Source organism: Pseudomonas sp. NEEL19 (genome assembly GCF_028751975.1).
Classification (GTDB): domain Bacteria; phylum Pseudomonadota; class Gammaproteobacteria; order Pseudomonadales; family Pseudomonadaceae; genus Aquipseudomonas; species Aquipseudomonas juntendi.
The window spans coordinates 4815492-4829501 of sequence record NZ_CP081491.1 but is presented as its reverse complement, the minus strand read 5'-3'; the positions used below and the strand labels follow the sequence as shown (position 1 = coordinate 4829501).

Annotated in this window: 7 protein-coding genes; 1 reads left to right on the top strand and 6 read right to left on the bottom strand. The window is 65.0% G+C overall.

Features of this window, described 5'->3' with window-relative positions; genetic code table 11:
* Nucleotides 1-128: 128 nt before the first annotated feature.
* From dbpA to putA, 6 genes are all read right to left on the bottom strand, one after another.
* On the bottom strand, nucleotides 129-1466 hold the full coding sequence (dbpA, locus tag K4A76_RS21475) for an ATP-dependent RNA helicase DbpA (RefSeq protein WP_232108669.1): 1338 nt from the start codon (nucleotides 1464-1466) through the stop codon (nucleotides 129-131).
* A gap of 112 nt (nucleotides 1467-1578) precedes the next feature.
* Complete coding sequence (gene mdtD, locus K4A76_RS21470; RefSeq protein WP_029887785.1) at nucleotides 1579-3006, bottom strand: multidrug transporter subunit MdtD; 1428 nt, start codon at nucleotides 3004-3006, stop codon at nucleotides 1579-1581.
* A 109-nt stretch (nucleotides 3007-3115) separates the two neighbouring features.
* A complete protein-coding gene (locus K4A76_RS21465; protein WP_274411108.1) occupies nucleotides 3116-4435 on the bottom strand; it encodes a TldD/PmbA family protein in 1320 nt (439 codons plus the stop codon).
* The gene (locus K4A76_RS21460; RefSeq protein WP_274411107.1) at nucleotides 4435-5877 is read right to left on the bottom strand and encodes a TldD/PmbA family protein; all 1443 of its coding nucleotides are present in this window, start codon (nucleotides 5875-5877) and stop codon (nucleotides 4435-4437) included. The genes K4A76_RS21465 and K4A76_RS21460 overlap by 1 nt, the downstream gene beginning before the upstream one ends.
* Nucleotides 5878-5908: 31 nt before the next feature.
* A complete protein-coding gene (locus tag K4A76_RS21455; protein ID WP_274411106.1) occupies nucleotides 5909-7711 on the bottom strand; it encodes an acyl-CoA dehydrogenase in 1803 nt (600 codons plus the stop codon).
* Between the two features lie 427 nt (nucleotides 7712-8138).
* Nucleotides 8139-12092, bottom strand: coding sequence for a trifunctional transcriptional regulator/proline dehydrogenase/L-glutamate gamma-semialdehyde dehydrogenase (putA, locus tag K4A76_RS21450; protein ID WP_274411105.1), 3954 nt, complete (start codon nucleotides 12090-12092; stop codon nucleotides 8139-8141).
* Nucleotides 12093-12449: 357 nt separating this feature from the next.
* On the opposite strand from putA, the gene putP reads away from it, so the two are divergent.
* Complete coding sequence (gene putP / locus K4A76_RS21445) at nucleotides 12450-13928, top strand: sodium/proline symporter PutP (protein WP_274411104.1); 1479 nt, start codon at nucleotides 12450-12452, stop codon at nucleotides 13926-13928.
* The last annotated feature ends 82 nt before the right edge of the window (nucleotides 13929-14010 follow it).

The following is a 14010-nucleotide window of genomic DNA, read 5'->3' as shown; positions in this document are numbered from 1 at the left end:
GCCGGGGCCGCTGTGCGGCCCATCGCAGGCAAGCCAGCTCCCACAGGTACTGCACAAGCCTGAAGGCCTGTGGTGATCCTGTGGGAGCTGGCGTGCCTGCGATGGGCTGCAAAGCAGCCCCAAAAATGTCAGACGATGCGGACTTTCAGGGACCGGCCCTTGATCTTGCCGCTGTTCAAGCGCTGCATGGCCTGCTTGGCGAGCGCCCGCTCCACCGCCACAAACGCCTGGAAGTCAAAGATCGCGATCTTGCCCACCTGCTTGCCCGGGATCCCGGCATCACCGGTCAACGCCCCGAGAATGTCGCCCGGGCGCAGCTTGTCCTTGCGCCCGGCGGCGATGCACAGGGTGCTCATCACCGGCAGCAGCGGCTCGCCGCCCTTGTTCTTCAGGCTGTCGAGCTGGTCCCAGCGCAGCGGGCTCTTCTGCAGTTGCTCGATGGCCTGGGCGCGGTGGCCTTCTGCCGGGGCAACCAGGCTCACCGCCAGGCCCTTCTCGCCTGCGCGGCCAGTACGGCCCACGCGGTGCACGTGGATTTCCGCATCGCGTGCCAACTCGACGTTGATGACCATGTCCAGGCCATCGATGTCCAGGCCGCGCGCGGCCACGTCGGTGGCCACCAGCACCGAGCTGCTGCGGTTGGCGAACATGGTCAGAACCTGGTCGCGGTCGCGCTGCTCCAGGTCGCCGTGCAGCGCCTGGGCGACGATACCCTTGGCGGTCAGGTGAGCAACCACGTCTTCGCACTGCTGCTTGGTGAAGCAGAACGCCACGCACGACTGCGGGCGATAGTGGCCCAGCACGCGGGTCACCGCTTCCAGGCGCTGCTCTGGGTCGATCTCGATGAAGCGCTGCTCGATCTGGTTGTCGGTGTGCAGGCTCTCGACTTTCACTTGCTGCGGGTTACGCATGAAGTCGGCGGCCAGCTGCTTGATGCCGGCCGGGTAGGTGGCCGAGAACAGCAGGGTCTGTCGGCGCGATGGGGTTTTGCCGATGATGCTGGCAATGGCATCGAAAAAGCCCATGTCGAGCATGCGGTCGGCTTCGTCGAGCACCAGGGTGTTCAGGCCATCGAGTACCAGTGTGCCTTTGTCCAGGTGCTGCTGGATGCGCCCAGGCGTACCGACGATGATGTGCGCACCGTGTTCCAGCGAGGCGATCTGCGGGCCCAGCGAAACACCACCGCACAGGGTCAGGATCTTGATGTTGTCCTCGGCGCGGGCCAGGCGGCGCAGTTCCTTGGCGACCTGGTCGGCCAGTTCGCGAGTCGGGCACAGCACCAGGGCCTGGCAGCCGAAGTAACGCGGGTTGATCGGGTTCAGCAGGCCGATGCCGAAGGCGGCGGTCTTGCCGCTGCCGGTCTTGGCCTGGGCAATCAGGTCCTGGCCCTTGAGGATGACCGGCAGGCTCTGGGCCTGGATCGGTGTCATCGCGGCATAGCCGAGGGCGTCCAGGTTGGCCAGCATGGCAGTGGACAGCGGCAAGGTGGCAAAGGCGGTGGATTCGGTGGTCACGAGGCGGGCCTGCGGTGCGAAGCGAAAAATGCCGCATAGTCTACCAGCCTCGTGGCCATTCGCCCTAAGACTCCATGTGGTGTTCCGGACGACGGGCACGCCTTCCGTCCGTCGGTGCCAGCTGCAGGAAGATCGCCGCCGCCAGCATGGCCATCACGCCGATGGTGACGAAGGTCAGCTGGAAGGCGCCCAATGTGGTGTCCACACCTTCGGCACTGCCGGCGGCGGTGAAGCCGCCCAGCAGGGCGCCGGCGCAGGCCACGCCCAGGCTCAGCGCCAGCTGCGCGACCACCGACAGCAGGCTGTTGCCGCTGCTGGCGCTGGCATCGTCGAGGTCGATCAGGGTTACCGTGTTCATTGCCGTGAACTGCATCGAGTTGACCGCGCCCAGCAGCCCCAGCTGGATCAGCAACACGGCATAGGACGTCTGCTCGTCAACCAGCCCAAGGCTGGCCAGCAGCAGGCCCAGCAGCAAGGTATTGCTGGTCAAGATGATGCGGTAGCCGAAGCGTTCGATCAGCGGCCTGGCAAGGGATTTGGCCACCATTGCCGCCGCCGCCAGCGGGATCATGCTCATGCCGGCCTGGGCCGGCGAATAGCCCAGTGCGACTTGCAGCAGCAACGGCACCAGGAACGGCAGGGCGCCGCTGCCCAGGCGCGCGAACAGGTTGCCCAGGATACCGATGGCGAAGGTGCGCACGCGGAACAGGCTGGGGGAGAACAACGGCTCGGGGTCGCGCCCGGCGCGCAGCCAGTAGGCGGCCAGGCACGCCATGCCGGCAAACAGCAGCAGCATCACCCGCAGGTGCGGCAGGTGCAGCTCGCCGAGCCCCTCCATGGCAATGGTGATCAGCACCATCGCTGCGCCGAACAGCAGGAAGCCAGGGGTATCGAAGCGGGTGCGTTCAGCGCCGCGCAGGTCGGGGATGAACTTCCAGACGGCGTAGCAGCCCAGCAGGCCGACAGGCAGGTTGAGCAGGAAAATCCAGTGCCAGCTGAGTATCTCCACCAGCCAGCCGCCCACCGTCGGACCCAGCAGTGGCCCGAGCAGGCCGGGGATGGTAATGAAGCTCATGATGCGTACCAGCTCGCTGCGCGGGTAGGCGCGCAACACCACCAGCCGCCCGACCGGCAGCATCAGCGCGCCGCCCAGGCCCTGCACCACACGGGCGAAGATCAGGAAGCCAAGGCTGTTGGCGGCGGCGCATAGCAGCGAACCAAAGCTGAACAGCAGGATGGCGCTGAAGAAGATGCGCTTGGTGCCGAAGCGGTCGGCGATCCAGCCCGAGGCGGGTATCAGCAGGGCCACCGTGAGCATGTAGGCAATGATTACGCCCTGCATCCGCAGCGGGTCTTCGGCCAGCGAGCGGGCCATGGCCGGCAGCGCGGTGTTGAGGATGGTGCCGTCCAGGGACTGCATGAAGAAGGCGATGGCGACCACCCAGGGAATCCAGCGGGCGGTGGCGGGGTCTAGCGGGGTGCGTTCGGGCATGACTTCCTCGTTTGTCAGTGCCGGCCTCTTCGCGGCTAAAGCCGCTCCTACAAGGGTTACGCGTTCGTTGTAGGAGCGGCTTTAGCCGCGAAAGGGCCGGCAAGTCCAATCACAATGTCAGGGTCAGGCCTTTGACCAGCGCACCCGGCAAATGACTCGACCCGGTGCTGCGCTGCCCATAGGTGCTGGTCGACAGGATCATCTCGCGCTCCTGGGTCAGGTCCTCCAGTTGGCTACCGAGCAAACTGTACAGGCTGTCATCGAAGCGCATGGTGCTCACCGGCCCCTGGATCTGACCGTTCTCCACCCAGAAGGTGGCGAAACGGGTCAGCCCGGTCATGCGCGCTGCTGGCAGGTCCGAATAGTTGAGGTACCACAGGTTGCTGATGTACAGCCCAGTGCCCAGCCGCTGCAAGACCTCGTCCATGGGCAGGCCACCCGATGCCAGGCTGAGTGCGCAGGGCGACTCGTAACTGTCGGCGCCATTGGCCAGCAGCTTGAATTCGGCGGCGCTGCGCGCGCTGATCAGCCGTTGCGCCGCCCGGCCTTGCTGGATCAGCGGCACATCCAGGCGCGGTGAGCCTTCGTCGGAAAACGCCGGGCTCAGCGAGCCGCTGACCTGCTCGGTGAAACTCACCAGCGGGCTCAGCCGTGCATCGCCGTTGTACAGGCGCTGCAAGGCGCTATTGCCGGTGGCCAGCGCCTGGGCGGAAAAACCGCCCCAGCACAGCATGCCGGCGATTTCGTCCATCGCCGCCGGGGCCAGGTAGGCACGGTAGCTGCCGGGTTCGAGGGTGACTGCCGGGCGCCCGAGGAAGCCCAACTGCTCCCGCGCCTGGCGCAGGCGCGCGGTGAAGTCGTCGGGGTTCCACACCTGGCCGGCGTAGTTGGCCTTCACCGCCTGGCCGTTTTCGTGGAACAGGCTCCAGTCGACGTTGAAGCTGTTGGCCTGGTGCCAGCCGAAGGCACCGAACGAGCTGGCGAAGCCCCGGCAGACCGGGCCCGCGGCATAAATGCCGACCAGGTCCAGGTCACCCGCTTCGCGGTCGAGCAACGCCAGCACATCGCTGAGTTCAGGTAGTGGCTGCTGTTGCTGGCTGTGGCTGTGCCAGGCGCTTTCGTCCAGGCGCAGGTAAGGGTCGACGGCCAGCAGTGGCAGGGTCTGGCGCAGTTGCGCCAGGGCATCCGCCAAGCGTTGGCGGTCCAGTTGCGCATCGCCACTCAAGGTCACCTGCTGTTCGGCCTGGCGACCGTCGCGGATCAGCCGCAGCTGCGCACTGGCCTGGCTGACATGCCCGGCCTGGCGCACCTTGGCGTGGTTGAAGCGCACGAACTGGGACTGCTCGGCGCTGTAGCCAAGGGTGAACTGCTCGCCACTTTCCAGGGCGGCGCGCACCTCCCCGGCCAGGGTTTCAAAAGCGTGTTTCATCAGGCGTCGCCTCCGAATACGTCGATCTGGCGGAACACGCAGGCCGGCGAGGCGTGGCCCACGCGCACCACCTGGTTGGGTTCGCCCTTGCCGCAGTTGGGCGTGCCCAGTACCTGGAAGGTGCTGCGGTCGCCGACCGCTGCCAGGTTGCGCCAGAACTGTGCGGAGATGCCCCGGTAGTTGGGGTTCTTGACGATGCCCTTGAGCTCGCCGTTCTCGATCAGTTGGCCCCATTCGCAGCCGAACTGGAACTTGTTGCGCGCGTCGTCGATGGACCAGGACCGGTTGGTCCGCATCAGGATGCCGTGCTCGATGCCCGCGATCAGTTGTTCGAGGGAGTGCTCGCCCGGCTCGATGTTGAGGTTGGCCATGCGGTCGATCGGCGCGCGGTTCCAGCCACAGGCGCGGCTGTTGGCCACACCGTCGAGGCCGGAGCGGAACTGCGATAGCGCGCCGCCCAGCGGGCGCAGCAGCAGACCATCGCGGATCAGGAACTGCTTGCTGGCCGGAGTGCCGTCATCATCGAAGCTGTAGCTGGCCAGTTCTTCGCCGATGGTCGGGTCGAAGGTCACGTTCAGCAGGCTGGAACCGTACTGCAGGTAGCCGAAGTCACTGGCTTTGACGAAGCTGGTGCCCGCGTAGTTACGCTCGTCACCGAGGATGCGGTCCATCTCCAGCGGGTGGCCGATCGATTCGTGAATCTGCAGCATCATCTGGTCGGGCATCAACAGCAGGTCGCGCGGGCCACCGGGCGTATTAGGGGCCAGCAGCAACTGCAGGGCCTCGTCGGCGACCCGGCTGGCGGCGCCCACCAGGCCGCAACGCTCAACGATCTCGTAACCGCCTTGCTGGCCGAAATTGTCGCGGCCCAGGCTGCGGCTCTGGCTGTCCTGGCCGTTGCTGGCAGTTACCCCCAGCCCCGGGAACAGAAAGCGCTGGGCATGGCGCAGCTCGGCGCCGGCTGAGTTCAGGTAGGTCTGCTCGACCAGGCTCAGGCCCAGACTGGCCTGCCAGTCCACCAGGCGGCTGTCCTTGGGTACGCTGGCTGATTCCGCGGCGAGCAAGCCAAGGCAGTCGGCCAGGCTGGGCACGGGCTGGTCGAAGTTGGGCGAGATGTGGTCGTGGCGGGCGCTGGGCACGGGTTGCCCGCGCAGGTCCAGCAGGCTATGCCGGGCGATCTGCCGGGCCAGGGCTTCGGCCTGCTCCAGGGCGCGCTGCAGGCCGGCCTGCGACAGATCGGCGGTGGCCGCATAGGCCTCCACGCCATTGACCCGTACGGTGAGCATCGCGCCCTCGTCCTGGCTGAACGAGGGTGGCTCGGCCACATTGCGGCGAACCGAAAGCGCCTGGTGCGACTGTTTCACATGGCGCAGGGAAAACAACTCGGCCGTGCTGCGCAGCGCGGCAAAGCGCTGGCGCAGCAGGGCGCTGGAATCGAACATGTGCAAGCCTCCGTGTACACGGTGGCTCCTTCTAGAACCACTCGTCCTGCATGGTGAGGCAAGTGTCGTCGCGTGCCTCGAGCAATGCCAGCTCATTATGGCAGCCTGGTACTTCCCAGGTCAGGAAATAACGGGCGGCTTGCAGCTTGCCGAGGTAAAAGTCGCGCTCGCCAGCGTCGGCCTTGAGCAGCCCAAGTTCGGCGTGGACTGCCTGTTCCAGCCACCGCCAGCCGATTACACAGTGGCCGAAAGCCTTCAGGTACAGGGCCGAATTGGCCAGGGCGCCGGCGACTTTACCCTGGGCCAGGTCACCGAGCAGGGTCAGGGTGACCCCTTGCAGGCGGTTGACCAGTTGCTCCAGTGGCTGGCGCAGCGGGTCGAGGTTGGGGTGATGGCTGGCGCGCTCGCCGGTGGCGGCGATTCGGCGAAGCAGTTGCTTGAGGCCGGCGCCATTGTTCTGCGCCAGCTTGCGGCCGAGCAGGTCGAGCGACTGGATGCCCTCGGTGCCTTCGTGGATCGGGTTCAGGCGGTTGTCGCGGTAGTACTGCTCCACCGGGTAATCGCGGGTATAGCCGTGGCCGCCGAGAATCTGGATCGCCAGTTCGTTGGCCTTGAGGCAGAACGCCGAGGGCCAGGACTTGACGATCGGGGTCAGCAGATCGAGCAGTTCCTGCGCCTGGTTGCGGGCGCTCTCATCACTGCCGGTCTGCGTGTCGTCGAACAGGCGCGCGGCGTACAGGCCAAGGTCGAAGGCGCCTTCGACGTAGGCTTTCTGCGCCAGCAGCATGCGTTTCACATCGGTGTGCTGAATGATCGGCACCGCGCTGCTGTGCGGGTCCTTGTTGTCCGGCAGGCGGCCCTGCGGGCGCTGGCGGGCGTATTCCAGCGAATACAGGTAGCCGGCATAACCCAGCATCACCGCGCCCATGCCGACGCCAATACGCGCTTCGTTCATCATCTGGAACATGCAGGCCAGGCCTTGATGCGGCTGGCCGACCAGATAGCCGACGCACTGGCCGTTGTCACCGAAGTTGAGCGCCGTGGAGGTGGTGCCGCGCCAGCCCATCTTGTGGAACAGCCCGGCCAGCAGCACATCGTTGCGCGGACCGCAGCTGCCGTCGGGGTTGACGTGGTACTTGGGCACGATGAACAGCGAGATGCCCTTCACCCCAGGCGGGGCGTCCGGCAGCTTGGCCAGTACCATGTGCACGATGTTTTCCGACAGCTCGTGGTCGCCGCCGGAGATGAAGATCTTGTTGCCCTTGAGCCGATAGCTGCCGTCGCCGGCAGGTTCGGCGCGGGTGCGGATATCGGCCAGCGACGAGCCGGCGTGGGGTTCGGTCAGGGCCATGGTGCCGAAGAAGCGGCCTTCGATCATCGGCTGCAGGAACAGGCGCTTCTGCTCCTGCGTGCCGAAGCTTTCGATCAGGTTGGCCGCGCCCATGGTCAGGAACGGGTAGGCTGTGGTGCCGGCGTTGGCGGCCTGGAAGTGCGCGAAGCACGCTTGCGAGACCAGGCTGGGCAGTTGCATACCACCTGCGTCGTAGTCGCGATTGGCGTTGAGGAAACCGGCCTCCAGGAACGCGTCGACGGCGGGTTTCACCTCGGGGATCAGCTCGGCGCGGCCGTCGACGTAGCGCGGCTCGTTTTCATCGGCTTTGCGGTTGTGCGGGGCGAAGAACTTCTCGGCGATGGTGCGCGCGGTGGTCAGCGCGGCGTCGAAGGTTTCGCGGCTGTGTTCGGCGAAGCGTGGGCGCTGGGTGAGGGCTTCGGCGTCGAGGACTTCGTAGAGTTCGAAGGCGAGGTTGCGGGGGCTGAGCAGGGTCTCGGGCATGGGGGCGGTCCTGAGGCGGGATGCTGCGAGTCTATGTGGTTGGGTGGGGTAAGGGGAGGTTAATAGGTATGGGTGATATGGGTTGAGAATGCAGGGATCCCTGTGCGGGCCCTTTCGCGGGTGAACCCGCTCCTACATTTGTTTCGGGCCAATTATTTCCTGCGGGATTGGCGCGCGAACGCCTTGGCGCCCGCCACGATATCGCGTCGTGCAAACAAGGCGGTCGCGCGCGTCCGGCACAGGCAATATTGGCCCGAAACAAATGTAGGAGCGGGTTTACCCGCGAAGCGCCGCGCGGGCGGCGCTCGGTCTCACAGGCGCTGAAAATGTTGTGTCGGTCACCTGTCAGCCCACCCCCAATCTCAAGGCGGGCACCCATAAAAAAAGGAGAGCCAAAGCTCTCCCTTTTCCTCAACAACCCTCAGCCTCAGCCAATCGTCATCAAGCTGGCGTTACCACCGGCCGCCGCAGTATTCACACTAACCGCGCGCTCAATCACCAGCCGCTCCAGCGCAATCTGATGATCCCCGCTGGACAACCCGTGCACACCCACGATCGCCCCGCCACGCTTGGCCACCTGCTGGCAAACGCCACGCAGCTGGTCCGAGTCGCCATGGTGGATCACGGCGTCGAACGCCACTTCATCCTTGTTCCAGTCCGCCACCAGCTTCACCTTGGCCTGCAACTCACGCGGCAGGCGCGCGCGCAAGGCCTTGCCCGGTTCGCTGTCAGCCCACACCGCCGAGCTGCCAACAGCCAGCACCGCGGCGAGCTGCGCCAGCAGGTCGGTTTCATTGTCGGCCAGGCACAGCACATGCTCGCGCGGCAGGATGGTGTAGCTGTTGCGCTCACCGGTCGGGCCTGGCAGCAGGCGGGCGATGCCGCTCTGCGACTGGCCAGCGAACTGGTCGCACAGCGCGGCCAGGTCGGCCAGCTGATTGCTCTCGGCCCAGGCCTTCAGACCGTGCAGCGGCTTCACCAGTTGCTCATGCAGGGTACGGTCCGGCTTGCCTTCGCCATCCTGTTGCTGGAAGTGGCGGCCAATCGCGTCGGCCGGGCGGGTCGACAGCAGGCGATACAGGTACAGCGGGCCGCCGGCTTTCGGGCCGGTACCAGACAGGCCTTCACCACCGAAGGGCTGCACGCCTACCACGGCGCCAACGATGTTGCGGTTGACGTACATGTTGCCGGCGTTGGCGGTTTCCACCACCTTGGCAATGGTCTCGTCGATGCGGGTGTGCACGCCGAGGGTCAGGCCATAGCCGGAGTTGTTGATCTGCTCGATCAACTGGTCGAGATTACGGCGGTTGTAGCGCACCACGTGCAGCACTGGGCCGAAGATTTCACGCTTCAGCTCGTCGAAGCTGTCCAGCTCGATCAGGGTCGGCATGACGAAGGTGCCGCGCTTGATTTCGGCGGCATCGGCGATCGCGACCTGGTAGACCGAGCGGTCTTTTTCACGCATGCCCTGGATGTGCTTCTCGATACCGGCCTTGGCTTCGGCGTCGATCACCGGGCCAATGTCCACTGCCAGGCGGTCCGGGCAGCCCAGGCGGCTTTCAGCCATGGCCCCCTTGAGCATTTCGATCACGCGGTCGGCGGAGTCTTCCTGCAGGCACAGCACACGCAGGGCCGAGCAACGCTGGCCGGCACTGTCGAAGGCCGACGATACCACGTCGATCACCACTTGCTCGGTGAGCGCAGAAGAGTCGACGATCATGGCGTTCTGGCCACCGGTTTCGGCGATCAGCGGGATCGGCCGCCCCTGGTTGTCCAGGCGGCCGGCGACGTTGCGCTGCAGCAGGCGCGCGACTTCGGTGGAGCCGGTGAACATCACGCCTTTGACCCGCTCGTCACCGACCAGGCCGGCACCCACGGTTTCACCGCGCCCTGGCAGCAACTGCAGTACACCTTCCGGAATGCCGGCTTCCAGTAACAGGCGCACGGCCTGCGCGGCGATCAGTGGGGTCTGTTCGGCAGGCTTGGCCAGTACCGGGTTGCCGGCAGCCAGGGCTGCGGCTACCTGGCCGGTGAAAATCGCCAGCGGGAAGTTCCATGGGCTGATGCAGACCACCGGCCCCAGCGGGCGGTGCGCGTCATTGCTGAAGTCGTTGCGGGCCTGCACCGCGTAGTAGCGCAGGAAGTCCACCGCCTCGCGCACTTCGGCGATGGCGTTGGCAAAGGTCTTGCCGGCTTCGCGAATCAGCAGCCCCATCAACGGCTGGATTTCTGCCTCCATCAGGTCGGCGGTACGCTCCAGAATCGCGGCGCGCTCTGCCGGCGGGGTCGCCTGCCAGATCGGTGCCGCGTTGATGGCGCACTGGATGGCATTGTCCACGTCGGCGACCGTGGCTTCCTGCACATGGCCAACCACATCGCGGTGGTCTGCCGGGTTCAGCACCGCTACCGCAGCCGCCTCACTGGCGGCGCAGGCCAGCAGCGGGGCGGCTTTCCAGTCATTGTGAGCGGTGGCCAGCATGGCGCAGGACAGCGAAGCCAGGCGGTGCTCGTTGGCCATGTCGATACCGGCCGAGTTGGCCCGTTCGCTGCCATACAGGTCACGCGGCAATGGGATGCGCGGGTGCGGCAGGCCGATGCTGCCCTCTTGGGTGCCCATGCGTTCGATGCTGGCGACTGGGTCGGCGACCAGTTCCTGGATCGAGATCGAGTGGTCGGCAATGCGGTTGACGAACGAGGTGTTGGCGCCGTTTTCCAGCAGGCGACGCACCAGGTAGGCCAGCAACGTTTCGTGGGTGCCCACCGGAGCATAGACGCGGCATGGGCGGTTCAGCTTGCCATCGGCCAGCTTGCCGACCACCTGCTCGTACAGGGGCTCGCCCATGCCGTGCAGGCACTGGAACTCGTACTGGCCCGGGTAATAGTTCTGCCCGGCAATATGGTAGATGGCCGACAGGGTGTGGGCGTTGTGGGTGGCGAATTGCGGGTAGATGGCCTCGGGTACGGCCAGCAGCTTGCGTGCGCACGCCACGTAGGACACGTCGGTGTACACCTTGCGCGTGTATACCGGGTAGCCCTCCAGCCCCTCGACCTGGGCGCGCTTGATCTCGCTGTCCCAGTAGGCACCTTTGACCAGGCGGATCATCAGGCGGTGGCGGCTGCGCTTGGCCAGGTCGATAACGTAGTCGATCACGTACGGGCAGCGCTTCTGGTAGGCCTGGATGACGAAGCCGATGCCGTTCCAGCCAGCCAGCGCCGGCTCGAAGCACAGGCGCTCGAGCAGGTCCAGCGACAGCTCCAGGCGGTCGGCTTCCTCGGCGTCGATGTTCAGGCCGATGTCGTATTGCTTGGCCAGCAAGGTCAGCGACAGCAGGCGCGGGTACAGCTCCTCCATCACCCGCTCGTACTGGGCACGGCTGTAGCGCGGGTGCAGCGCCGACAGCTTGATCGAGATGCCTGGGCCTTCATAGATGCCGCGGCCATGCGAAGCCTTGCCGATCGAGTGGATGGCCTGCTCGTAGGACGCCAGGTATTTCTGCGCATCGTGCTCGGTGAGGGCGGCCTCGCCGAGCATGTCGTAGGAATAACGGAAGCCCTTGGCCTCGAAACGGCTGGCATTGGCCAGGGCTTCGGCAATGGTTTCGCCCGTGACGAACTGCTCGCCCATCAGGCGCATGGCCATGTCGACACCCTTGCGGATCATCGGCTCGCCGCTCTTGCCGATGATGCGGGTGAGCGATGAGGTGAGGCCGGCTTCGTTGTGCGTGCTGACCAGCTTGCCGGTCAGCAGCAGGCCCCAGGTGGCGGCGTTGACGAACAGCGACGGGCTGTTGCCCAGGTGCGGCTGCCAGTTGCCGTTGCTGATCTTGTCGCGGATTAGTGCGTCACGGGTGCCCTTGTCGGGGATGCGCAGCAGGGCTTCGGCCAGGCACATCAGGGCCACGCCTTCCTGCGAAGACAGCGAGAACTCCTGCAGCAGGCCCTGAACGATGCCCGCCCGGCCGCCGGCGCTTTTCTGGTTGCGCAGTTTCTCGGCAATGCCGGCGGCCAGCTTGTTGGTCGCCTCGGCCAGCGGTGCGCTGAGGCGCGCCTGTTCCAGCAACATCGGTACCACTTCCTGCTCGGGGCGGCGGTACGCGGCGGTAATGGCCGAGCGCAGTACCGACTGGGGCAGGATGCTCTCGGCGAATTCCAGGAAGCACTGGTGACCATGGTCAGGCTGGACCTCGCCGGCGTCATCGGCCAGGCTGCCGGCATGGCCGTTGAGGTCGTTCAGGGTCGCGCCACCCTCGAGCTTCTCCAGGTAATTGAAGATCGCCTGCTTGATCAACCAGTGCGGCGTGCGGTCTATCGACTGCGCTGCTGCCTTGAGTCGCTCACGGGTAGGGTCATCGAGTTTGACCCCAAGGGTGGTCGTCGCCATTTCTTATCCTCGTTATTGCCACGGCTGTGGCCTAAGCTGGCGCCAAGATTAGCTGTAGGACAATTCGGGTGCAACCAGGTGCAACCCGAATTTTTCGAGGAAAAGGTGCAACTCGTCCGACAGTGATTTTCGGATAGGACGAAGGGTCGTTTTTGGCGCGGTCCAATCACGAAAACGACCTTCTCGCTCCAAAAAGGGGCAAGAAATAGGCTTTGTCGGAAAATGCACGGGCAGGTGCAACTTACAAATGAAAAATGGTTGCACCCACTTTGCGTTGTTGCATAGCATTCGCCGCCTGGGTGCAACCGCAAACGCTGCGGTTGTGCATGAGATAAAAACAAACGCCAGGGCACACACATGGGCAACCCACTAACGATCACCTTCGTGATCTACATCGCGGCAATGGTGCTGATCGGCTTCGCCGCCTATCGCTCCACCAACAACCTTTCCGACTACATTCTGGGCGGGCGCAGCCTGGGCAGCGTGGTAACCGCACTGTCTGCCGGTGCTTCCGACATGAGTGGCTGGCTGCTGATGGGCCTGCCGGGCGCCATCTACTTCGCTGGCCTGTCCGAGGCCTGGATCGCCATCGGCCTGACCGTGGGTGCCTACCTGAACTGGCTGTTCGTGGCCGGTCGCCTGCGCGTGCAAACCGAGCACAACGGTGACGCGTTGACCCTGCCGGACTATTTCTCCAGCCGTTTCGACGACAATAGCGGCTTGCTGCGCATCATTTCCGCCATCGTCATCCTGGTTTTCTTCACCATCTACTGCGCTTCCGGCATCGTTGCCGGTGCCCGTCTGTTCGAAAGCACCTTCGGCATGCCCTACGAAACCGCCTTGTGGGCTGGCGCTGCCGCTACCATCGCCTACACCTTCGTGGGTGGCTTCCTGGCGGTGAGCTGGACCGACACGGTGCAGGCGTCGCTGATGATCTTCGCGCTGATCCTCACACCGGTGATCGTGCTGATCTCCACAGGTGGCTTCGACACTACCTTTGCGGCCATCGAGGCGGTCAATCCGGCCAACTTCGACATGTTCAAAGGCGCAACCTTCATCGGCATCATCTCGCTGATGGGTTGGGGCCTGGGCTATTTCGGCCAACCACACATCCTGGCGCGCTTCATGGCGGCCGACTCTGTGAAGTCGATTGCCAACGCCCGCCGCATCTCCATGGCCTGGATGATCCTGTGCCTGGCCGGTACCTGCGCCGTGGGCTTCTTCGGCATCGCCTATTTCTCGGCCAACCCTGATCTGGCTGGCCCGGTTACCGAAAACCACGAGCGCGTGTTCATCGAGCTGGCGAAGATTCTGTTCAACCCCTGGATTGCCGGCGTATTGCTGTCGGCCATTCTGGCGGCGGTGATGAGCACCCTGAGCTGCCAGTTGCTGGTCTGCTCCAGTGCCCTGACCGAAGACTTCTACAAAGTCTTCCTGCGCAAGCATGCGTCGCAGCGTGAGCTGGTGTGGGTCGGCCGCCTGATGGTTCTGGCGGTGGCCCTGATCGCCATCGCCATGGCGGCCAACCCGGAAAACCGTGTGCTGGGCCTGGTGGCCTATGCCTGGGCCGGCTTCGGTGCAGCCTTCGGCCCGGTGGTGCTGATTTCGGTCCTGTGGAAAGGCATGACCCGTAACGGCGCGCTGGCCGGTATCGTGGTCGGTGCACTGACCGTGATCCTGTGGAAGCAGATCGATGTCTGGGGCCTGTACGAAATCATCCCGGGCTTCCTGCTGGCGAGCATTGCCATCTTCGTGGTGAGCAAACTGGGCAGCCCTTCGCAGGCGATGGTGCAGCGCTTCGAGACGGCTGATGCGGCGTACCACGCTGACAAGTAATACCCGCTGAGCCGGCGGCGCCTGCTTCCACAGGGTTTGCACGGAACCTGAAACCAGTGCGATCCGTGTGGGAGCGGGCAAG

Coding starts and splice junctions, on each gene's coding strand:
- putP (WP_274411104.1), top strand. CDS start 12,450: ATGGGCAACCCACTAACGATCACCTTCGTGATCTACATCGCGGCAATG.
- K4A76_RS21455 (WP_274411106.1), bottom strand. CDS start 7,711: ATGCCCGAGACCCTGCTCAGCCCCCGCAACCTCGCCTTCGAACTCTAC.
- dbpA (WP_232108669.1), bottom strand. CDS start 1,466: ATGCTGGCCAACCTGGACGCCCTCGGCTATGCCGCGATGACACCGATC.
- K4A76_RS21460 (WP_274411107.1), bottom strand. CDS start 5,877: ATGTTCGATTCCAGCGCCCTGCTGCGCCAGCGCTTTGCCGCGCTGCGC.
- K4A76_RS21465 (WP_274411108.1), bottom strand. CDS start 4,435: ATGAAACACGCTTTTGAAACCCTGGCCGGGGAGGTGCGCGCCGCCCTG.
- mdtD (WP_029887785.1), bottom strand. CDS start 3,006: ATGCCCGAACGCACCCCGCTAGACCCCGCCACCGCCCGCTGGATTCCC.
- putA (WP_274411105.1), bottom strand. CDS start 12,092: ATGGCGACGACCACCCTTGGGGTCAAACTCGATGACCCTACCCGTGAG.